Annotated in this window: 20 protein-coding genes; 13 read left to right on the top strand and 7 right to left on the bottom strand. The window is 56.5% G+C overall.

Features of this window, described 5'->3' with window-relative positions; translation table 11 throughout:
- Window positions 1-1,233 carry a hypothetical protein gene (locus tag PFY00_RS13215; RefSeq protein ID WP_271433045.1) on the bottom strand — a complete coding sequence of 411 codons (1,233 nt, stop codon included), beginning with the start codon at window positions 1,231-1,233 and terminating at the stop codon, window positions 1-3.
- 105 nt (window positions 1,234-1,338) lie between these two features.
- Between PFY00_RS13215 and PFY00_RS13210 the strand changes: the two genes are divergently transcribed.
- Entirely contained in the window at window positions 1,339-2,223 is an 885-nt protein-coding gene (locus PFY00_RS13210; protein WP_271433044.1) for a LysR family transcriptional regulator, read from the top strand.
- A gap of 303 nt (window positions 2,224-2,526) precedes the next feature.
- Window positions 2,527-3,342 (top strand): siderophore-interacting protein, encoded by an 816-nt coding sequence (locus tag PFY00_RS13205; RefSeq protein ID WP_271433043.1) that lies wholly within the window; start codon window positions 2,527-2,529, stop codon window positions 3,340-3,342.
- A gap of 64 nt (window positions 3,343-3,406) precedes the next feature.
- On the opposite strand, the gene PFY00_RS13200 is transcribed toward PFY00_RS13205, so the two are convergent.
- Genes PFY00_RS13200 through PFY00_RS13185 form a run of 4 tightly spaced genes read right to left on the bottom strand, consistent with a single transcriptional unit; the run spans window position 3,407 to window position 6,765 of the window.
- Entirely contained in the window at window positions 3,407-4,294 is an 888-nt protein-coding gene (locus PFY00_RS13200) for an amidohydrolase family protein (protein ID WP_271433042.1), read from the bottom strand.
- Complete coding sequence (locus PFY00_RS13195) at window positions 4,291-5,346, bottom strand: 4-oxalomesaconate tautomerase (RefSeq protein ID WP_271433041.1); 1,056 nt, start codon at window positions 5,344-5,346, stop codon at window positions 4,291-4,293. The genes PFY00_RS13200 and PFY00_RS13195 overlap by 4 nt, the downstream gene beginning before the upstream one ends.
- Window positions 5,339-6,031: a 4-carboxy-4-hydroxy-2-oxoadipate aldolase/oxaloacetate decarboxylase gene (gene ligK / locus PFY00_RS13190; protein ID WP_271433040.1), complete on the bottom strand. Its 693-nt coding sequence runs from the start codon at window positions 6,029-6,031 to the stop codon at window positions 5,339-5,341. The genes PFY00_RS13195 and ligK overlap by 8 nt, the downstream gene beginning before the upstream one ends.
- Window positions 6,028-6,765 (bottom strand): PIG-L deacetylase family protein, encoded by a 738-nt coding sequence (locus tag PFY00_RS13185; RefSeq protein ID WP_271433039.1) that lies wholly within the window; start codon window positions 6,763-6,765, stop codon window positions 6,028-6,030. The genes ligK and PFY00_RS13185 overlap by 4 nt, the downstream gene beginning before the upstream one ends.
- A gap of 156 nt (window positions 6,766-6,921) precedes the next feature.
- Between PFY00_RS13185 and PFY00_RS13180 the strand changes: the two genes are divergently transcribed.
- From PFY00_RS13180 to PFY00_RS13130, 11 genes are all read left to right on the top strand, one after another.
- Window positions 6,922-8,112 (top strand): LysR family transcriptional regulator, encoded by a 1,191-nt coding sequence (locus tag PFY00_RS13180; protein WP_271433038.1) that lies wholly within the window; start codon window positions 6,922-6,924, stop codon window positions 8,110-8,112.
- A gap of 112 nt (window positions 8,113-8,224) precedes the next feature.
- The gene (locus PFY00_RS13175; RefSeq protein WP_271433037.1) at window positions 8,225-9,136 is read left to right on the top strand and encodes a DUF1932 domain-containing protein; all 912 of its coding nucleotides are present in this window, start codon (window positions 8,225-8,227) and stop codon (window positions 9,134-9,136) included.
- A 3-nt stretch (window positions 9,137-9,139) separates the two neighbouring features.
- A complete protein-coding gene (ligA, locus tag PFY00_RS13170; protein ID WP_271433036.1) occupies window positions 9,140-9,547 on the top strand; it encodes a protocatechuate 4,5-dioxygenase subunit alpha in 408 nt (135 codons plus the stop codon).
- A complete protein-coding gene (locus PFY00_RS13165; RefSeq protein WP_271433035.1) occupies window positions 9,547-10,416 on the top strand; it encodes a class III extradiol dioxygenase subunit beta in 870 nt (289 codons plus the stop codon). Before ligA ends, PFY00_RS13165 begins: the two co-directional genes overlap by 1 nt.
- Window positions 10,413-11,357: a Gfo/Idh/MocA family oxidoreductase gene (locus PFY00_RS13160; protein ID WP_271433034.1), complete on the top strand. Its 945-nt coding sequence runs from the start codon at window positions 10,413-10,415 to the stop codon at window positions 11,355-11,357. The genes PFY00_RS13165 and PFY00_RS13160 overlap by 4 nt, the downstream gene beginning before the upstream one ends.
- 28 nt (window positions 11,358-11,385) lie before the next feature.
- Complete coding sequence (locus PFY00_RS13155) at window positions 11,386-12,105, top strand: sulfite exporter TauE/SafE family protein (protein ID WP_271433033.1); 720 nt, start codon at window positions 11,386-11,388, stop codon at window positions 12,103-12,105.
- 555 nt (window positions 12,106-12,660) lie between these two features.
- On the top strand, window positions 12,661-13,674 hold the full coding sequence (locus PFY00_RS13150) for a TRAP transporter substrate-binding protein (protein ID WP_271433032.1): 1,014 nt from the start codon (window positions 12,661-12,663) through the stop codon (window positions 13,672-13,674).
- Between the two features lie 87 nt (window positions 13,675-13,761).
- Window positions 13,762-14,760, top strand: a complete 999-nt coding sequence (locus PFY00_RS13145) for a TRAP transporter substrate-binding protein (protein WP_271433031.1) — start codon at window positions 13,762-13,764, stop codon at window positions 14,758-14,760.
- 81 nt (window positions 14,761-14,841) lie between these two features.
- Window positions 14,842-15,426, top strand: a complete 585-nt coding sequence (locus tag PFY00_RS13140) for a TRAP transporter small permease (RefSeq protein ID WP_271433030.1) — start codon at window positions 14,842-14,844, stop codon at window positions 15,424-15,426.
- Window positions 15,423-16,784, top strand: a complete 1,362-nt coding sequence (locus PFY00_RS13135; protein ID WP_271433029.1) for a TRAP transporter large permease — start codon at window positions 15,423-15,425, stop codon at window positions 16,782-16,784. Before PFY00_RS13140 ends, PFY00_RS13135 begins: the two co-directional genes overlap by 4 nt.
- Before the next feature lie 29 nt (window positions 16,785-16,813).
- Complete coding sequence (locus PFY00_RS13130; protein WP_271433028.1) at window positions 16,814-18,376, top strand: sulfatase family protein; 1,563 nt, start codon at window positions 16,814-16,816, stop codon at window positions 18,374-18,376.
- Between the two features lie 224 nt (window positions 18,377-18,600).
- Here PFY00_RS13130 and PFY00_RS13125 read toward each other — a convergent pair whose 3' ends face one another.
- Window positions 18,601-20,259: a sulfatase-like hydrolase/transferase gene (locus PFY00_RS13125; RefSeq protein ID WP_271433027.1), complete on the bottom strand. Its 1,659-nt coding sequence runs from the start codon at window positions 20,257-20,259 to the stop codon at window positions 18,601-18,603.
- The gene (locus PFY00_RS13120) at window positions 20,256-20,768 is read right to left on the bottom strand and encodes a MarR family winged helix-turn-helix transcriptional regulator (RefSeq protein WP_271433026.1); all 513 of its coding nucleotides are present in this window, start codon (window positions 20,766-20,768) and stop codon (window positions 20,256-20,258) included. The genes PFY00_RS13125 and PFY00_RS13120 overlap by 4 nt, the downstream gene beginning before the upstream one ends.
- Window positions 20,769-20,875: the final 107 nt, after the last annotated feature.

Here is a 20,875-nt window from a genome sequence, read left to right as displayed (position 1 = left end):
TTACTTATCCTCCCAGTACTGCGGAAAATCGAACTCCGCGACGAGATTGTGCAGGCGGTTCGGGAACCCGTTGAAGTTCGAGTCCATGTTCAGGCTGCCCGTGTACATGTCGCGTGTCAGCGATACGAAGAAGTTCTCTCCCAGATTCGCCATTTGGAGCGACATACCATCAAACATGATCGCTTTCCCGGTATCGCCAACCGGCATGATTGGCATGGTGTCCGACTTGCCGCCCTCAGGCAAATCGCCCTTGGTATAGCTTTGCGCATCGTTCAGGCTGGACACCGGAATGATATGCGGCGAGCGGCTATTGCTTGTCAGGAACAGGGACTCCTCTCCGTTCAGCTTGTAGCTGAGCATGTCAAGCGGTTGGCCGTTGCCATAATCCATGATGGTGCGCGCCGAAATTTTGGCACCATCCACGATTTCATCAAGGCCAATCAGAACAATCGGGCTACAAGTGTAAGCCGCAACGAGCGTGGGTTCGCCATCGATCTCGTGAATGGACATCGCACGGATCGGCGCACGGGTTTCGAATTGGTCATGGCTGATGTGGTACATCTCCACATTCGCCGCCGACTGTGTGTCGGTGAATGGGTACGGCATGCGGCGCAGTGTGGACAGGAAATTGTCAAACGCGACACCAGAGACAAAGAGTTCGCCCTCATGGAACTCCATATCCATGATCGCGAGCGAGCTTAGCTTGATTTCGCCCTTGGCTTGGTCACGCACGAGTGGCGGCATCTGCCCAAGGCCCCGAGGGCGGAACGTGGTTTCCTGATCGGGATAGTGATCCAGCATCTGCTTTTGAAAATTCAGGGATGAAAGGTCGACAACGCTGATCTCCCCGGCCTGCGACACCTGAATGAGCGCCGGTGCGGACTCGAAGTTCCCGATGCGCGAGACAGAAATATAGATCTCAGCGCTGACTGGGTGGACCGCCATATCATTGATGGCGAGCGCACTCGAAGGCATGCCGAGAACATCGGCAATCTTAACGTCAATGTCGCCGATATTGACCGGCGTAACCTGATCAGGCGCTGCCGCAGAAGGCATCTCGAACGCAAAAATCGCACCGCTGTAGTTGTCGCCAACAAACAATGTGCCATCATCCGCGAACTCAAGCGCGCCGGCAAACTTCAGGTCTGCGCTGGCTGCGTGGGCGACGGGGGCCATTCCGATTGGCAACGCCGCAATCAAGGCCGCGATGGCCGTGCTTCTCAGGTGTTTCATTTCCGGGTTCCTCCAATTGATCACATCTACGCATGCACTCTAGGCAGCAGGCAATAATTCGACTATTTGCAGATTTCAGAAGTTACTCATCGGTGAGGCAGAACAATGATCGACCACCTCAAACAAATGGCCATCTTTGCACGCGTCATTGATGAAGGTTCGTTTCGCGCCGCCGCAAAAGAGATCGGGCTTTCGCCGTCACGGATCAGCGAGACGGTCTCGGATCTTGAGGAATACCTTGGGGTCACGCTGCTGCACCGCACCACGCGCAAGATCGCGCTGACCAACGAAGGCCGGATGTTCTACGGACGTGTTGTCGAAATGTTGCGCAGCGCCGAGACTGGCCTGAACGAGTTAAACGCGCTTTCCCTCGACCCGGTTGGCGCTCTGAGGATATCGCTGCCTGCTTTCCTGTCTGGCGGGCCATTTACCACTGCGGTCGCATCGTTCACCAAACTGCATCCCAACGTCGCATTTTCGGTCGTCTATTCCGACAATCGGCTTGGCCTTGTGGAAGACGGTTTTGATATGAACATCCGTGTGGGTTGGCTTGATGACAGCTCCATGATGGCGCGCAAACTTGCCGACGGGCAGCGCGTGATGGTTGCCGGATGTGGTTACGCTGCCAACCGCCCCGTTCCAAAGCGACCGAGTGACTTGGAAGACTGGAACTGGATCCGGTATCGGAACCGCTCAGATGTGACCAGCTTCACGGATCGCAATGGTAACGAAGAGAGCGTGACAGGCCATTCACAGATCGAGGTCGACAGCATAGATGCGCTGTATCACCTGGCCATTCAGGATGCCGGCGCAACAATTCTGCCGTCCTTTCTTGCCGAACGCGGCGAAGCAGAAGGGAAACTGGTGCGACTTTTGCCGGACTGGTCGCTTCGGCCACTTGGAATCTATGCCGTATGGCCCGACAAATCCCGGCGCGAGAGTCTTACGCTTCTCTTTGTCAGGTATCTTGCTGAGCAGGATCTTTGCTAAGCGGCGAAGCCTGATTGGTTTTCCATAGCGGCCCTGCCCTTCAGCAATGCTGTCGGTCGACTTTTGCCGAACTTTGCTCAACCTCTTGCCTTTAGTCTCGTCACTCCAAGTCTACGCGCCGCCTAGCAAGAAGCGTCAATGCGCGATGAACCAACCCAACACCGGTTGGCCAAATGGAGCAAAACACCCCTTGCCCGACAGACCATTCGGTGGCGCCGAACAGTGTCTTCTGAATTTGCAACGTTGTGGATCGAGGGCCAAGCCCTATATCCGACAATAACAGTAGGATAAAGGCAGTATGAAATGAGCATCCTTTCCAAGGCAAAAAATACAATCCGCAAAGCCACGGGTCGCCCCGGCCCCCGGCTTTTGACCGTAAAGAGCGCGTGGCGTCTGACACCCAACATGATCCGGGTGACCTTTGCAGGGCCGGAGTTGGCAGGGTTTCCCGAAGGCTGCGAAGGGGGAAACTGCAAACTGATGCTGCCCGAGCCTGCGGAAGGCCGAGATGCCTTTGCCGATCGTATTGTGAACGGCCCGATGCCGGTTCGCCGCACGTACACAGTGCGCAACTTCCGCCGCGACATGCAGGAGTTGGACATCGATTTCGTTGCTCATGGTGACAATGGCCCAGCCTCTCGCTGGGCAAGCCACGCAGAAGCAGGCGATTTCCTTGGTTTCATGGGTCCAAGCAGCCCCAAGGTCACGTCGTTCGACGCGGATTGGTATCTTGTCGCCGCCGACCCTTCGGCGATTCCGGTAGCAGCTGCGACGCTAGAAGCGATGCCGCGCGATGCGAAAGGCGTCGCTGTATTTGAGGTGACGGCAGCCGAGGATCGGCAGGACATTGATGCGCCAGAGGGCATTCAGATGCATTGGCTGGTTCATCCGAAACCCGAGATGCCCTCAGTCCAGCAAAGTGATCTTATCCGATCTCTCGATTGGCCAAGCGGCCGGGTTCAGACTTGCATTGCAGGCGAATCCGGCTTGATCCGCACCCTGCGCGCGTTTCTCCATCAGGATATGGGCCTGCCACGCAGCGACACCTACATCTCGGGCTACTGGAAAATTGGGCTGGTCGAGGACGAGCATCAAAAGATGAAGCGCGCAGAGGGCTGAACATGTGCTCAGGCCGTCTGCACTGCATGCCGTGCCGTTAGGATCCGATGTCTTGCGGTCCTTTTTATGATCCCCAGTATAGCCGCAGTGGGTTTGTCACGAGCAACTTCTGCTGTTGCGCCTCTGTCCGTGCAATACTAGGGATGTAGTCCACCAAAGCTCCATCATCCGGCATATGTGACTTCATATTCGGATGGGGCCAGTCCGTCCCCCAAAGCACACGATCTTCGAACTGGTCAACGATGGTTTGGTAGAACGGCACGACGTCGTCATAAGGTGGTCCCGCAACGGTCAGGCGTTCCGGGCATGTGACTTTGGTCCAGATGTTTTCGTTTTCTTCCATCAACCGGATGAAGCGCTGAAAATCTGGATGAGTCACCGCCTTGGTGACGTCCGGGCGACCCATGTGATCAACCACGATTATCCCCGGCAGTTGCTTTAGGAAGGGTTCCAATTCTTCCAGGTCAGCCGCTTCGAAATAGACCACGATTGACCAGCCAAATTGCTGGATCTTGTCAGCGATGTTCAGAAATACCACTTTCGGGGTGGCATCAACCAGTCGTTTGACAAAATTGAACCTGACGCCGCGCACACCCGCCGCATGCATGTCTTCCAATTCCGCGGCAGAGATATCTGCACCGACGCTGGCGACACCCCGTGCAAGCTCACCTGCGCTGCGGCAGGCATCGACCATCGCGCTGTTGTCCTTGCCATGGCAGGTCGCCTGCACGATCACATTACGCGAAAAGCCCAAGTGGTCGCGCAAGGCAAACAGTTGATCCTTTCCGGCGTTGCACGGAGTGTATTTCCGCTCGGGCGCATAGGGAAACGCAGGGGATGGACCAAACACATGGCAATGCGCATCAACTGCGCCGTCCGGCAGTTTGAAATCGGGTTTTTTGGGGCTTGGATGAAAGACCAGCCAATCCTCGTCCATTTTCTGTTCGCTCATGCGAAAATCTCTCCATCCATTAGTTTGCGGGCTGTCCGCAAAATTGCTGCCTCTTGCACCGCCCCCACGGCATCCAACGTGGCGATGACCGTCATTTCACCCGTGGGATGTTCAATCGAAAGACTGCGCTGTGTTCCCCGCCCCTGATCGGCAAGGGAATGCGCCGGCGATCCGGGCAAAAGGCAAGCCGTTGCAACGCTGACGGCACCCAAAACGCCGATTGTCTTATGGCAGCGATGCGGAATGAAGGTGCGGGTGCTTATGGCACCGCCAGCACAGGGCGCACTGACCATGGTCATTTTTGGAACTGACTTTTCAGTCACATCACCCAGGTTCATCAATGGACCACAGGCAAGGCGGATCGCTTCGAGCCTGCTTCGAAGCATTTGGTCTGCTTCAAGCGCCTCTGGCGTCTCATCCCCCGAGATCCCCAGATCTGATGCGCGCATCACAACACAAGGCATGCCATTGTCGATCATCGTGACCTCGACACCTTCGATCAGATCAACGGCATTTCCCGTTGGTAGAAGCGCGCCGCAAGACGAACCCGCGGTATCCTTGAATGTCAAAGGGACGGCCGCCGCACTGCGCGGCACCCCGTCGATTGACGCGTCGCCCCGATAGTTGACCTTGCCATCCGGCGTGAACACCCGCGCCACGGCAATTTGCCCGGTGTTTTCCATATAGATTGAAACCGGGGTTTCTTCTGATTGCGCGTCGATCAAACCGCGCTCAATCGCAAAGGCACCAACACCAGCCAGAATATTTCCGCAGTTTTGCGCATCTGTGACGACAGCCTGATCTACGAAAACCTGCAGAAACAGATAGTCCACATCAACACCCGGACGTGCTGATTTTTGAACCACGGCAACTTTTGAGGTCAGCGGGTCTGCCCCGCCCATCCCATCAATCTGCCGCACATCCGGTGAACCCATGACGCGCAACAAGAAATCATCGCGCGCGGCTGGATCGTTTGGCAGGTCGCTGGCAAGGAAATAACCGCCCTTAGAGGTGCCGCCGCGCATCCACATGCACCGCACACCGTCAGACATACTTCAGGCCTTTTTCCGCGAGCCGCCCGCGCATATCGTAGATATCAAGGCCCAGCTCTCCGGCTTCGAACCGCGCGCGTTTTGCGCTTTCGTTCGCTTCGCGCGCCTGCGCCTTTTCGAGCACCTCAGCCGCCTCGTCACGGCGCACGACACAAACACCATCATCATCCGCGACAACGATATCGCCGGGGTTCACAAGCATATCCGCACATACAACGGGCACATTGACCGAACCCAGCGTTTCCTTGATCGTGCCTTGCGCATGCACGGCCTTGGACCAGACAGGAAAACCCATGTCTTGCAGATCGCGGATATCGCGAACACCAGCATCAATAATCAGCCCTCGGCATCCCCGCGCCATGGCAGAGGTGGCCAAAAGATCGCCAAAATACCCGGCATTGGACGGTGTGATTGTGCCCAGCAGCATAACATCGCCTGGCCTGAGCTGTTCGATTGCCACGTGGATCATCCAGTTGTCACATGGCGGTGCGAGGATCGTCACGGCAGAGCCGGCAATGCGTGCTCCGGGATAGATCGGGCGCATATAGTCGGCCAGCAGACCCTTGCGCCCTTGCGCTTCATGCACAGTTGCAACGCCGCAAGCGGCCAATCCGTCTATAATGGACTGATCGGCGCGCTTAATGTTCTGGACGACAACGCCCGTGGTTCCGGCCTGATAACTCATTCCAGCACATCCACGGTGCGGGGAAAGATTGTCTCGAACCCTTCGGCGTATTTCGCTGCCCGTCCGCCGGCCTGCCCGCCAGAGTTCCGCCGAAAGTGATTGGCGCGGTTCTCGGCCACGTTCCTATAGAAATTCCAGAGGTGTTCCTGACCCTGCATACACTGGATTGCGGCCCATTTTTTGTCCCATACATCGGTGATGTCGAGGAACGTTGTGGGCTTCCACTCCATTTGCTCGGTCTGATGCGGTTCAAACAGGTATAGCTGCGGCGCGCCCAGCACTTTCTGACCCGGATTGTGACCCCAGGCCTGCGCAATCATGCGGCATTCAAGCGCGAACTGCGTCGTGTTCATGTGGTCCGTGTTGTAGGGATCCCACTTCGAATGCGACATCATGAAATTGGGCTGCACTTCGCGGATCACGTCGACCATGCGTTCTTGGGTTTCGCGGCCCAGATCCAGTGGATAGTCACCAACGTCAAAGAACCGAATATCATTTACGCCCAGCGCCGAAGCGGCATTCTCGGCCTCTTTGCGGCGTTCGGTTTTGACCTTTTCGAGCGTCATCCCCTCCTGCTTCCAAAGCTTGGCGCTTTCGCCGCGTTCGCCATAGGACAGGCAAACCACGGTAACCTCAAAGCCCTTTTCCTGATGCAGCGCGATGGCACCCCCCGCGCGCCAGACAAAATCAGCCGAATGGGCGCTGATCACCAGCGCAGTCTTGGTGTCGGACATATGCAGTGGCCCCTCTTCTCATACCATGATTGGGCCCTCGGGCCGGTGTAACGACTTTAGGCAGGCTACATCAAATTGCCTATTTCGAATTGAGCGCATAAGATTGGAAAAAGCTATAGAGGTGATATGCGCGGCGGCTTCCCCAATATCCGGCACATGCGAATTTTTCTTGAAACCGCTCGCTCCGGATCGGTGTCAGAAGCCGCGAAGCGCTGTCACCTGTCCCAGCCTGCGGCCACCCAGGCGATCAGCCGGTTGGAAGCGGACATCGGTGTACCCCTGCTGGTTCGCCGCCGCCAGCGCGCTGCATTGACTGACGTTGGCGCACTGTTTGCAATGCGGGCGCAAAAGGCGCTGGACCACCTCAAGAACGGGCTGCAAGCGGCCCTGGGTGAAGCCGGCATCAAAAGCCGTCGCGGTACAACATTTGAATTCTCGGTCACAGCATCACAGCTCCGCAATCTCATCGCTATTGTGAACACAGGAAGTTTTACAATGGCCGCTCAAGTGCTTGGCCTGTCGCAGCCAACCGTGCACCGCGCTGCCCGCAGCCTGGAAGCCGTTGTCGGCACGCCGTTCTTTGTCGCACTTCCTTCTGGCGTCCGTCTTACACCGGCCGCTGAACGTTTTGTCATTGGCGCCAAACTTGCTCAGGCTGAACTGAAGCAAGGGTATGAAGAGATCAGCAACGCATTGGGGCATGAGCAAGGAACATTCGTGCTTGGCAGTCTACCTCTTGCTCGAACCACAATTGTGCCCAAAGCCGTTCATTCAATGGTCACTGGAGTTGATGGCTTCCAAATTCGGGTGGTTGAGGGACGCTATGGCGAACTACTGCGTTCTTTGCGTGAGGGCGATATAGACTGTTTGATTGGCGCCCTCAGGTACCCGGAGCCAGCAGAGAACGTCACCCAAGAGCTGCTCTTTCGTGATGCGCTGACCATTGTGACACACCCAAAACACCCTTTGGCATCAAAGCGCAATCTGCGACTGGAAGACACTTTGGACTTCCCATGGATCGCGCCACCAATTGAAACGCCGGCGGGGCAGTACCTTTTTGAAACCTTGCGCATCGGCGATCGTGAGCAAACGCCCGTGCGTATCGTCGCGTCCTCTTTGGCAATCTTGCGCGGTGTTTTGGCAGAGGGACCGTACGTCTCGGTCGTGTCTGGCCACCAGATAAAAGTAGACCAGAGCCAAGGCACGATAACCCCTCTGGACATCCCACTGTCAGGGCATTTGCGCGACATCGGCCTGACCTACCGCACGGCATGGAAGCCAACGGCCGCGCAAGAAACATTCATTGGCTTTTTGCGGAAATTCAGCAAAATTGCGACCGAGGATTGAAAGCCTTCCAAGCAGCAATATAGCTTTTTTCAATGCCAACCCTGTCAATTGAATTGGCGCAAAGCACCTCGGACTTGTTAGATAGAACGACCAAGACCACTCAGGGGCTGCTGTGACTTTGTCGAGACCAAAAATTGCATTTCTTGGATTTGGGGAAGCCGCCCAAGCTTTTGCGACGGGCCTTCGAAACGAAGATGCTGCTATGCGTCTTTGCGGCTACGACATCAAAACGGATGGCCCGAACGCAAAGGTCAAACAAAACGAGTTTGCAGAGCATGGCGTAACAGACGCCGCAAGCGCTCTGTCCGCCTGCTCAGATGCCGAGCTGATCTTTTCATTGGTTACGGCCGATCAATCAGAAGTCGCCGCACAAGCCGCAGCGCAGTCCGTTTTGAACGAAGCCCTGTTTTTCGACTGCAACAGTTGCGCACCGGAAACCAAACGTCGGTCGGCCCAACTGGTTGAGGCTGCTGGCGGGCGATATGTCGATGTCGCCGTAATGACGCCAGTGCATCCAAAGCTGCACAAAGCCCCATGCTTGTTGTCAGGGCCGCATGCCGAGGCAGCACAGGAAATTGCAACGCAACTTGGCATGAATGTCGAGATTGCGGGCAGTTGTGTAGGCGACGCTTCAACCCGCAAGATGATCCGCTCGGTTATGATCAAGGGGCTCGAGGCGTTGTCGCTTGAGTGTTTCTTGGCAGCTCGCAAGGCTGGTATTGAAGACGATATTGTCGCCTCGCTTGACGCAGGCTTTCCCGGCTTCGGATGGGGCGAACGTGCACCCTATATGATGGAACGGATGGCAACCCACGGCATCAGGAGGGCGGCCGAAATGGAAGAAGTTGCCAAGACCCTGCGTGATCTGGGCTTGGCACCGCGAATGACTGAACGCACTGTGCAGCGTCAGCGTGAAATGGGCGCGCTGGCGCTACATGTCACCGAAGAACAGGCCCAGAACCTCGGAGCACTGGCGGATACAATCCTCGCTTCTATGGCCGCACAGAAAGACACAAAGGAATAGGAAATGGCTCTAAAAAAAGACTATGAGGACATCCCCGGCACTTTCGTGTTTGACGCCGACCGCGGACGCGAGGGGTATCAACTCAACCAGTTCTGCATCTCACTAAGGCTTCAGGTGAACCGTGATGCGTTCAACGCCGATGAGGGCGCATATCTCGACAAGTATCCAATGACTGCCGACCAGCGCCAGGCCGTGATCGATCGCGACTGGAACCGGCTCTTGGAGCTTGGGGGAAACATTTACTACACCTCCAAACTGGCCGCCAATGATGGGATCAACTTTCAGCAATTGGCCGGGCTGATGACCGGCATGGGCAATGAGGCGTACCGCGCCATGATGGTTGCGGGCGGGCGTTCGCCCGAGGGCAATCGCTACCAATCCGAATGGGATGACAAAGAGGGAGACAGCTAATGGCTCGTATTACAGCAGGCGTCGGGTGTTCTCACGTGCCCGCCATCGGTGTGGCAATGGATCAGGGCATCACGGAACAGCCCTATTGGGTGCCCGTCTTTGAGGGTTTCGAGAAGTCGCGCGAATGGATGAAAGCGCAGAACGCAGACGTGATTTTTCTCGTCTACAATGATCATTGCACGGTTTTTGACGCATCCTGCATTCCGACCTTTGCGCTTGGGTGCGCGCCCGAATTCGCACCAGCTGACGAAGGCTGGGGCCCCCGCCCCGTTCCCGTGGTCAAAAACCATCAGGTCATGGCCAGCCACATCGCTCAGTCTCTGATCCTAGATGAATTCGACATCACGATCATGAACGAGATGGAGGTCGATCACGGCCTTACCGTACCGATGTCCGTCATGTTTGGGGACAAAGGACCAGACGATGAATGGCCCTGTCTTGTCATTCCGCTGTGCGTGAATGTGGTGCAGTACCCTGCCCCGACCGGCAACCGCTGCTACAATCTGGGCAAAGCGATCCGGCGCGCGGTCGAGAGCTTTGATGAAGATCTTAACGTCGTCATCTTTGGCACCGGCGGCATGAGCCACCAGTTGCAATACAAGCGGGCCGGCTTGATCAACAAGGAATGGGACACCCAGTTTCTTGATCGTCTGACGTCGGATCCTGTCGCTCTGAGCCAAACTCCGCATGTCGAATACTTGCGCGAAGCCGGTTCGGAAGGCGTTGAAATGGTGATGTGGCATGTCATGCGCGGCGCGCTCGACGATGACGTGACAGAAGTGCATCGCCATTATCATGTGCCAGCTTCGAACACAGCCGTTGGTCATATCATCCTTGAAAACAACAAAGACAGGATTGCAGCAGAATGAGACTTTGCGTAGCAGGCGCCTACGGCGCATTCGGAACCAAACATCTGGAAGCTTTGGACGCGATTGACGACGTTACCGTAACCGCGGTGATGGGACCGACCGAGGCCAAGATCAACGCCGCTGCCGCAGAGCGCGGCATTGACTTTGCCTCAACTTCGCTGGACGCCTGCCTCGCACGTGACGATGTGGATGCGGTTATTCTGGCGACACCCACCCAGATGCATGCCGATCAGGCTGTGGCCTGCATGAAAGCGGGCAAGCCTGTGTTGATCGAAATTCCGATGGCAGACTCGCTGGAGGATAGCGAGCGCATTTGTGCCGTTCAAAAAGAGACAGGTGTCCTGGCAATGGCCGGGCAAGTGCGCCGCTTCAATCCCTCGCACCAGTGGATCAAAAACAAGATCGATGCGGGCGAACTGAACGTGCAGCAAATGGATGTGCAGACCTATTTCTTCCGCCGCACGAATACCAATGCGAAGGGGGAACCCCGCAGCTGGACAGACCACCTTCTGTGGCATCACGCCTGCCATACGGTTGACCTGTTCCAGTATCAAACAGGCGAAGTTCCGTCCGAGGTCTATGGCCTGGAAGGCCCGCACCACCCGGAACTGGGCATCGCCATGGATATGTCCATCGGTATGAAAACGCCATCCGGCGCGATTTGCACGCTGTCGCTGTCGTTCAACAACGATGGCCCGCTTGGCACGTTCTTTCGCTACATTTGCGACAACGGCACCTATCTGGCACGCTACGACGATCTCTATGACGGCCGTGAAAACCAGATTGATCTGAGCGATGTGGCCGTCAGCAATAACGGGATCGAACTGATCGACCGGGAGTTTATTGCCGCCATCCGGGAAGGCCGCGAGCCCAATGGATCGGTGCACGACACGCTGGCCGCGATGCGCACACTGGATCGGATCGAAAAGTCGTTCAGTTGATTTTGGCTTGTAAAGCTTAGGCGGCCCTGTGGACTGGGCCGTCTTTATCGTCACAGCGGGCAGTTTCGTTGCCAGCTTTGTCAATGCAGCCTTTGCAACAGGCGGCGTCTATATCCTTCTGTTCACCTCCTCTTCTGTTCTCCCGCTCAGCGCTGCTGTTCCGTTGCAATCCGCTTTTGCGGCAGCCTCTCTCTTGGCCCGCGTGGCACTGTTCTGGGAGCACATCGACTGGCGGATCGTCCGCTTGTTTTTTCTGGGCTGCCTGCTCGGCGTGGGCATAGGGACCTGGACCTTCGCTGCCTTGCCCGAACGGGCGATTGCTTTGCTTTTGGGCCTTGTCCTGCTGCTTTTGATCTGGGTACCGCAACTGCCTTCACTGCCGGTAAAACATCCCTTTGTCTTTGTTGGCATCATTCACAGCTATTTGGGATCTCTGTTTGGCGTCGGCGGTGTGCTGCAACCGCTGCTCCTGAGGACCGATCTTCTGAAGATGCAGCTCACGGGAACGTTGGCCGCAGCTATGCTCTCGCTCGATTTGCTCAAGGCGATTGGCTACAGCTCTTTCGGGTTCAACTACGCCGACTATCTGCCTCATATCATCGGGGCTACGATTGCCGGGTTCGCGGGCACCTGGGCCGGCAAATGCGTGACACACCACGTATCAGAAACGCTGTTCAGACGGGTATTCCGCATTCTCGTCAGTGCCGTCGCGCTGAGGTTTATCTATGTCGGACTTTTGGGCGATTGAGATCCGCAAAACTGCTTGGGCCGCAGCAATCAGCAGGACAGTTTCGAGCCGAACACTGTGTCCCGGCCTCAGATCCAGCGCGCCGCCTTGTGCCAACTATTCAAGATGCGCAGGTGCCGGGAGTGGCCGCCATAATGATGCCGTCTAGCAATCAAAAGCGGTGCACTTGGCAAGGCGCATGTTCCAGGCAGGTGCCCCGCAATTTGCCGTGAAACCAGATTGGCACCTCGGTTGCCTCCATGAATAGCGAAGCTGTTTTCCCCAAAGTGCATTGCCCACGCCACGCGACATCACTTTGGACGATTCGCAAAAGGCGAGCCAACGGCACAGAATGACGAACCTTCTGGACACACGCGCTGCGATTTGGGGCACTCGGGATCCCAAATGAAGCGAAAAAGCCCCCACAACACCCATCTTGCACACAAATTACTTGAATCAGGATCCCAAATGCCCCTAGATTGACCTCATAAAGGCGCAAAACAGTCTAATATCGGTTTCCCGGCTACAGCTTGGGATCCCAAATCGCGCCGCTAACTGGATTTGGAGGATCCCCCAATGATGAATTTCAAGATGTTCAGCCTTCCCGCTGCCCTTTCCATTGCAGTGGGGCTATTCGGCCAAGCTGCTGCGGCTGAAGAGCTGAGCGTTGCCACCTTCGTGCCACCCCAGCATCACACCAATACAGGGATGTTTGCGTGGTTTGGTGAGCAAATCGAAGAGCGTTCTGGCGGCACGTTGACGATGAAGCTTTACCCGGCAGGCCAGCTTGGCGCAGGACCCGTCCAGCAATACAAGCGTGCCGTTGAGGGTGTGGCAGACATCACCTTTGGCGTTTCGGCTTATACGCCCGCGTTGTTTCCAAAAACCATGCTGGCAATCCTGCCCGGCGCCTCTGAAAACGCCGATCAATCCACCCGAGCGATCTGGAATATCTTCGAAGAGCATCTGGCCGACGAATACGGCGACGTAAAGGTTCTGGCCATTGGCACTGTCGCGGGCAACCTTTTGGCAGCGACACGGGATGTCTCGACCATGGAAGGTCTGAAAGGTGCAAAGGTCGTGCCATACGCCGCCATGACCACGCCGATCATCGAAGCCATGGGCGCAGTTCCGGTCCAGATGCCCGTGACAGAGATGTATACCGGGCTTTCCACCGGGACGATTGATGCAACGACATCGTCATACAACAACATCACCCCGCCGTGGAATTTCTGGGACGTCTCGACCCATATCGTTGAAAATGTCCCGACGAGCTTTGCTGTCACCTTTGCCGTGATGAACAAGGAACGTTACATGGGCCTTTCCGATGAGCACCGTGCAATCATCGATGAATTGGCGGGCTTGCCGATGTCGTTGGAACTGGCCAAATCCTTTGACGGTGCCGACGAACGGTCGAAGGCGATGATCGCGGCAGAAACCGGGAAATCCTACGAATGGGTCGTCGTCTCGGACGAAGAACGCGCAAAGATGGATGACGCCGTTGCGGCGGGCCTTGACGTCATCTTTGCCGATTACGAAAGCCAAGGCATCGCTGATGCCCGCGCGATTTACAACGCCCTGAATCAATAAGCATTCGGCACGGGCGCTCGAAGCGGCTGCTTTGAGCGCCTTTTTCCTCAGGAGGAGCAAATAGTGATGAATTTCAAAACATTTAGCATGGCTATCGGCTTCGCTTGTGCGGTCGGGCTCAACACCACGGCAGCAACCGCAGAAGAGCTGAGCGTCGCGACTTTCGTACCGCCGAACCATGAAACGGTCACTGGCGCGCTGGCGTGGTTCAGCAACGAAATCGAAACGCGGTCCGGCGGATCGCTGACGATGAAACTTTATCCCGCCGGCCAATTGGGTGCCGGCCCAGCACAACAATACAAACGTGCCGTTGAAGGCGTGGCCGATATTACTTTTGGCATCGCCTCGGTCACACCAACGCTGTTTCCCAAAACAATGCTCGCTGTGCCGCCCGGGAAAGCGGTTGATGCGCTCGATTCAACGGAACGGATGTGGGCGGTCTTTGATCAATACATGGCCGACGAATGGAGCGACGTCGTCGTTCTTGCCATTGGCAACCCGGCCGGTGGCATGATCATTTCCACCAAAAACGTCTCGACTATGGAAGGTATGCGAGGGGCAAAGATCGTCCCGTTTTCGTCCATGACCACCCCCGTGATCCAGGGGCTGGGCGCGGTTTCCGTGGCTCTGGACGCGACCGAGCATTATACAGCGCTCAGCACGGGAACCATTGATGCGGCGATTTCGACGATCAACAACATCATGCCGCCGTGGAACCTCGATGAGGTGGCCAACTACGCGATCGTGAATGTCCCTCCGACATTTAACCCTGTCTACTTTGTCATGAACAAAGAACGCTACATGGGTCTGAGTGACGAGCACCGCGCCATTTTGGATGAAATCTCTGGCCTTCCGTTCTCGCTGGAGCTGGCAAGGTCTTTCCATCACGCTGATGAAATTGCGTTGGAATGGAAAGACGAAAAAATCGCTTCGGGTGAGCTGAACGTCGAGTGGATCGAAGTTTCTGCAGAAGAGCGGGCCAAGATGGAAGCCGCGGCAGCAGAGGGCATGCAACAAATCTATGCCGAGTACGCAGAACGCGGCATCGATAACGCGCAAGAAATCTACGAAGCGCTGAACCAATAAGACCCCTGCCCCGGACCTGTGCCGCGAGCAAGGGTCCGGGGCAACGCACTTCTACAACCCGCAGGCGTCAGTTCCATCGAAATGGATAGCTTGCGCGATGAAACCACTATCGGAGGCTTCGCGATGACCGACCACGGCAAACCCCTGCCACCCCTTATTGCGTTGCTTGACCGCGTGCTCACTTGGATCGCGGTGATCTGTGGCGGGGCCACTTTGATCTTTATGACATGCCTTTCCGTTTGGAATGTCTTGATCATGCGCAAGGCGCTGAACGCGCCGATCCTCGGAGCCGAGGACTACCTCATCCTGACACTGGTGGTCATCGTCGGTCTTTCAATTCCCCTAGGTGCACGCACCGGCGCGCACATCGAAATTGAGGTGTTGGAATCCCGCATGTCGGCCCAGTTCGCCAAATGGTCGATGGTTGTGGTCAAGCTGGTCGGGGCAGCATTGCTGGGCGTTATGGCGTGGTGTCTTTGGCATGCAGGGGGGACGGCCAGCAAATTCGGCGAGACCACACAGCAATTGCTCATCTCGTTCGGGCCTTTCTACTATTTGCTGTCCATCTCCATAGCTTTCTATGCCTTGGTTATTGTTTTGGACATTTGGCAGATTTTGCGTTCGGGCGAGGTGATCCGGTTGCGCATTGGGGACGATATCTCATGATCAGTTTAACCGTTCTCGGCATTCTTGGACTGCTGACGCTTTTTGCACTTTTGGCGCTGCGCATGCCCGTCGCCCTGTCGATGCTGGTCGTTGGATTTTTTGGCACGATTGTCGCCAACGCAACCAAATTGATGGCCGTGGGAATGGCCGAGGATCAGGCCTGGGCACGCGGGCTGAAGATCGCCTATTCAAACCTCGCCGGCGAAACCTTCGAAGCAGCCTCGAACTATAACCTGTTGGTGATCCCGATGTTCGTCCTGATGGGCAATCTTGCGGGCGTTTCCGGCATGTCGAACGATCTGTTTTCGGCAGCCTACAGGTGGATGGGGCATCTACGGGGCGGTCTGGCATCAGCCACAATTGCGGCCTGTGCCGGGTTTGCCGCGCTGTCAGGGTCATCGCTTGCCTCAGCGGTCACGATGGGCCGCGTCGCCTTGCCTGAGATGAAGAAATACAAATACGCCGACAGCCTTGCCACCGGATCAGTGGCTGCAGGCGGAACGCTTGGATTCTTGATCCCGCCCTCTGGCGGTATGATCATCTATGCGGTGCTCACAGAACAATCCATCGGACGACTGTTTATGGCCGGGGTATTTCCGGGGATCATCCTGACCTTGCTCTTTATCGGGGCTATCTATTTTGTCGTCCTGCGCAACCCAGACGCCGGACCGCAGGGCGAGCGGTTTGACCGGTCTGAAAGACTTGCATCACTTTGGCGTGCCCTGCCAATTGTGGGCGTTGTTCTGGCCACCATTGGCGGCATGTACACCGGCTTTTTCACACCGGTAGAGGCATCAGCGGTTGGGGCATTCCTGACGTTTGTTGTCGCCGCGTGGCGCCGTTCTCTCAACTGGCAAGCTGGTAAACAGGTGATCCTGGAAACCATGAACGCAACAGCGACGGTCTTTTTGATCATCATCGGCGCGTTTGTGTTTATTCCCTTCATGTCGCTGACCGAGTTGCCGGCACAACTGGTTACAATCCTGACCTCGCTGCCTATCGGCGAAATCGGGATCCTGCTGATCATCGTCCTGATCTACATGTTTTTGGGTATGTTTCTCGAAGCCATTGCGATGCTTGTTCTGACCATCCCTGTCGTTATCCCAATTGCCATTGCACTGGATTGGGATCTGATCTGGTTCGGAATCATCGTGGTGATCGTGCTCGAAATGGGCATGATCAGTCCGCCAGTCGGCATCAATGTCTTTATCGTGAAATCCATCGCCCAAGACGTTCCAATGAGCACAATCTTCCGCGGCATCTGGCCATTTTGGTTCGCTATGGCGGCAATGATCGGGCTGTTGATCATCTTTCCACAGATAGCGACATTCCTTCCGCAGGCTCTTGTCGGAGGGTAGCCAGCCCAAAGCACTTCAGGACGAACTTCATGACCAGAAAACCAAACTTTCTATACATCATGGTCGACCAGCAAAGGGCGGACTGGCTTGGCTGCTATGGGCATCCGGTAGTCAAAACCCCAAACATTGACGCGCTTGCCGCGCAGGGAACACGGTTTGATGAATTCCACGTAGCAACGCCTGTTTGCATGCCCAATAGGGCGAGCTTCATGACCGGGCGAATGCCGTCCGTGCATGGACTGCGATATAACGGTTGCACTTTGCCCGAGCGTGCAAACACCTTTGTGGATGTTCTCAAAGCGGATGGCTACGCGACGGCGACCATAGGCAAAAGCCACCTGCAGCCCTTTACAGACATGCTGGCACAACATCCTGATCCGGGTCTGAATGGGCCGATTGCCGAGGCGTGGAAGCCGGAAGCCGGATCCTATGATCGCGAAGAGCCCGAGAGGTATGTTGAAGGGGATCGCTATGAATTCCCAACTCCATACTACGGGTTTGATCACGTCGACATGGTGACAGGTCACGGCGACCGGGCCGGTGGTCACTACCGCCAATGGTTCAGGAACAAACACTCGGATTGGAAAGATCTGTGCGATCCCGCCAATCAATTGCCGCATAGCTACACCTGCCCGCAGGCCTATCGCACACCGATCCCCGAGGACAGCTATCCAACCGCCTACATCAAGGAAAGTGCCCGAGAATATCTGGCAAATACAGCGGACAAGGATCAGCCGTTTTTTGCCTTTGTGTCATTCAGCGACCCCCATCACCCCTTCAACCCACCCGGGAAATATTGGGACATGTATGATCCCGATGACTTTGAATTACCCTCCCGGTTTGAGGACCACGAAAACCCGCCGCCGCCTCTGCAGGAGGCCCGTCAAGTCTTTGAAAACGGTGGTGGCCAAAAGACCCCTCAGACGGCTTTCATGGCGCCGGATCGTGAAGTACGCGAGGCGATGGCGCTGACCGCTGGCATGATCACGATGATCGACGATGCCGTGGGCGACATCATTCAATCGCTGAAGGACGCGGGGCAATTCGAGAATACGGTGATCATCTTCAACGCGGATCATGGCGACTACATGGGCGACTTTAACATGTTGCTTAAAGGGGCCTGGGCCACGCGGTCTATCAACCGAGTGCCAATGATCTGGTCAGATCCCATGGATCGCACGGAACACGCGACGCCCGCCCTCGCCTCGACCATCGACATCTCCGCAACCATTTTGGAACGCGCCGAACTGGACCCGTATTTTGGCATGCAGGGGCAAAGTTTTCTCGCTTGTGTCCATGGCGCCAACCACCACCGCGACAGCCTGCTGATCGAATACAATGATGGGCTGACCCGCATGGGCTTTGACAAACCCGCCCGCGTGCGCTCAGTCGTGACGCAGGATTGGCAATTCAGTGTCTACAAGGATCAGGATTGGGGCGAGCTGTATGACCTTAAGAAAGATCCGCGCCAGACCCGGAACCTTTGGGCGGACGAAGCGTATCGCGAAACCAAAGCCCGGCTTTTCGAAACGCTGTCCGATCACCTGATCGGGCAAATGGACGAAAGCCCGCGATCAAGTCGGATGGCGTAACGCATAAGGACTGCGGATCACCAGTTGGCATCACTGGTTTCGACATCCAATCCATCGCGTGCGTTGCCTTGATGGGCATGTATCGCCGAGGCATCGCGCCCAATCGGCTCACAATGGCGGCGATGACAGGCTGGTCGCCGTCACGCGTATTGCGAGGCTCCAGCCTCTGTTAGAAGCGGAACCGGGCGGATACGCAAAGATGTCGAAAAATCCGCTTTAAGCACCTAACGATCCGGGCGCCCCACTGGCGTGAGGCTATCAAATCGCTTGCCGGTCGCGGCCTCATATTCCGCTTCATCCCAGAAACCGATGAGGACGCCCGTCTCCGCGGACTTGGTCTGGCGGGCAAGCATCTCGGGGGTTGCCGTGATGCGGGTGTGATGTTGGCGCGACCAACTGAGGAGTGCGTCGGACATGCGTGCGCGCACCGCTTCATGTTCAGGCGTATCCGAGGCACCGAGATCAATCAGTTCTCCGGGGTCGCTTTCGAGATCAAACAACACCGGACGGAACCCCTCGCAACGGATGTATTTCCAACGCCCGTCAAAGATCATCACAGTATGCGCATCTTCTTGTGGCTGGTTTAACGCGCGTGCCATTTCCGACCAATGGTAGTCGTGTTCGCTGATTACGTAGTTGCGAGAAAACCCGTCTTTTCCATGAAGGATCGGGGTCAAATCGCGCCCCTCGATTACCCAGGGTTTCGGGGGACACCCGATCGCCTGCATGAAGGTGGGCGTAAGGTCGATCTGCTCGACCAAAGCATCCGACACGGTGCCTCGGGTGCTGTCGGCCTCGGGGCGGGGATCGTAGATGATCAGCGGAACTTTCACCGCCTGCTGATGGTAGAAGTCCTTGTCACCCATCCAGTGGTCGCCCATGTAATCACCGTGATCTGACGTGAAGGCGATGATCGTGTTATCAGCCAGACCCGTTTCCTCCATCCAGGCAAACAGCCGTCCCAGATTGTCGTCGAGTTGCTTGATAAGGCCCATATAGGCCGGGATCACATGTTCACGGACATGGTCGCGGGCGAAACTCTTGCAAACGCGCGAGTCCAGATAGGCCCGGATCAGGGGGTGATCGGTCTGCTGCTCGTCTTCGCTGCGCACCGGGGCGATGACGTGGCGCGCGTCATACATGTCGTGATAGGGCGCAGGCACGATATAGGGCCAGTGTGGCTTGATGTAGGACAGATGACAGACCCACGGCCCGCCATTGGGATCAGACGAAGCCTCTCGCATGAAGTCCATCGCGCGCTTGGTCATATAGGCGGTCTCGGAATGCTCTTCTGGCACATTGGCAGGAAGGCGCGAGTTCTTGAGAAGCCAGGCCGACATCAGTTCACCGTCGTCACCAAGACCGGAATTGGCAAAGTCTTCCCAAGGGTTGTCAGAGCTATAGCCATGGGCCTCAAGATAGTCGTCATAGGCCGACCACTTTTGCCGGTGACTGTCGGGATGCAGGCCATCATCACGTTCGAACGGTTCAAAACCGCATTCGGAAACCCGCACACCGATAAAGCTTTCAGGGTCGATGCCGAGCCAGGCCATACCCTCAAGGTCGGCAGCCATATGAGTTTTACCAACCAGCACGGCACGCGCCCCGACCTCGCGTAAGTGATCGCCCAAGGTCGGCTCGCCCACACGCAATGGCATGGAGTTCCAGGTCGAGCCATGACTGCGCACGTAGCGGCCGGTATAGGCTGACATGCGCGAAGGTCCACAAACCGGCGACTGAACATAGGCATTGTCAAACCGCACGCCGCGCGCGGCAAGCGCATCAAGATGTGGCGTGTGCAGATGTGGGTGGCCGTAGCAGCTGAGATAGTCATACCGAAGCTGGTCGGCCATGATCCACAATACGTTGGGGCGCTGGGTCAATTCACCCTCTCCTTTTCGTACAGAATGTCGTCGATGGGTTGACGCAGAAAGGCCTCCAACCGGTCAAGGTAGTCAACGAAAGTGGTAAGCTCCTCGGGTGTGAACTGCTCGCGAAGCGCGTCACGGCGGCGCTTCATCGACGGCGCGGCACGCTTGTATGCTGCGCGGCCCGCGTCGGTGAGTGCAACAATGGTCTGGCGACCGTCGCCAGCGTCACGCTGCATGCTCACGAGGCCCTTTTTCTGCATAGCCGGAAGCGCCCGTGACAGAAGAGAATGATCGGCGCGCTGGATTTCGGCAAGCTCACGTATTGTCAGCGTTCCGGCTTCGGAAAGGTCCCACAGTGTACGCCATTCAACGACTGAAAGTCCTGCGGCGCGTTGCAGGATCTGCTGGCCCTGCTTGCGCGAGGCCGCATAGGTCGCAGGCAGGCGAGAGAACAGGTTCTGCTCCTCATGCAGACGCCGCTGGCGAACCTTTTCAACCTTGTCGCCATCATACTTCGCCATTGGGAGCCTCCTGTATTGCTGATTATCACCGAATAGAAACTACGTGACAAGTCACATAATCTTTGCCACGCTTTAGACAGGACCCCGGAACAGGGGCGCGCATGCCG

The sequence above is a fragment of the Thalassococcus lentus genome, assembly GCF_028023555.1.
Lineage (GTDB): Bacteria > Pseudomonadota > Alphaproteobacteria > Rhodobacterales > Rhodobacteraceae > Thalassococcus_A > Thalassococcus_A lentus.
Note: the sequence above shows the minus strand (reverse complement) of the source record. Positions and strands in the feature narration are given on the sequence as shown.

Bases quoted from the DNA above. Each gene is read 5' to 3' on its own strand.
- PFY00_RS13215 (WP_271433045.1), bottom strand. From the start codon at position 1,233: ATGAAACACCTGAGAAGCACGGCCATCGCGGCCTTGATTGCGGCGTTG.
- PFY00_RS13205 (WP_271433043.1), top strand. From the start codon at position 2,527: ATGAGCATCCTTTCCAAGGCAAAAAATACAATCCGCAAAGCCACGGGT.
- PFY00_RS13145 (WP_271433031.1), top strand. From the start codon at position 13,762: ATGGCTATCGGCTTCGCTTGTGCGGTCGGGCTCAACACCACGGCAGCA.
- PFY00_RS13180 (WP_271433038.1), top strand. From the start codon at position 6,922: ATGCGAATTTTTCTTGAAACCGCTCGCTCCGGATCGGTGTCAGAAGCC.
- ligA (WP_271433036.1), top strand. From the start codon at position 9,140: ATGGCTCTAAAAAAAGACTATGAGGACATCCCCGGCACTTTCGTGTTT.
- PFY00_RS13150 (WP_271433032.1), top strand. From the start codon at position 12,661: ATGATGAATTTCAAGATGTTCAGCCTTCCCGCTGCCCTTTCCATTGCA.
- PFY00_RS13120 (WP_271433026.1), bottom strand. From the start codon at position 20,768: ATGGCGAAGTATGATGGCGACAAGGTTGAAAAGGTTCGCCAGCGGCGT.
- PFY00_RS13195 (WP_271433041.1), bottom strand. From the start codon at position 5,346: ATGTCTGACGGTGTGCGGTGCATGTGGATGCGCGGCGGCACCTCTAAG.
- PFY00_RS13210 (WP_271433044.1), top strand. From the start codon at position 1,339: ATGATCGACCACCTCAAACAAATGGCCATCTTTGCACGCGTCATTGAT.
- PFY00_RS13200 (WP_271433042.1), bottom strand. From the start codon at position 4,294: ATGAGCGAACAGAAAATGGACGAGGATTGGCTGGTCTTTCATCCAAGC.
- PFY00_RS13140 (WP_271433030.1), top strand. From the start codon at position 14,842: ATGGATAGCTTGCGCGATGAAACCACTATCGGAGGCTTCGCGATGACC.
- PFY00_RS13130 (WP_271433028.1), top strand. From the start codon at position 16,814: ATGACCAGAAAACCAAACTTTCTATACATCATGGTCGACCAGCAAAGG.
- PFY00_RS13185 (WP_271433039.1), bottom strand. From the start codon at position 6,765: ATGTCCGACACCAAGACTGCGCTGGTGATCAGCGCCCATTCGGCTGAT.
- PFY00_RS13135 (WP_271433029.1), top strand. From the start codon at position 15,423: ATGATCAGTTTAACCGTTCTCGGCATTCTTGGACTGCTGACGCTTTTT.
- ligK (WP_271433040.1), bottom strand. From the start codon at position 6,031: ATGAGTTATCAGGCCGGAACCACGGGCGTTGTCGTCCAGAACATTAAG.
- PFY00_RS13165 (WP_271433035.1), top strand. From the start codon at position 9,547: ATGGCTCGTATTACAGCAGGCGTCGGGTGTTCTCACGTGCCCGCCATC.
- PFY00_RS13160 (WP_271433034.1), top strand. From the start codon at position 10,413: ATGAGACTTTGCGTAGCAGGCGCCTACGGCGCATTCGGAACCAAACAT.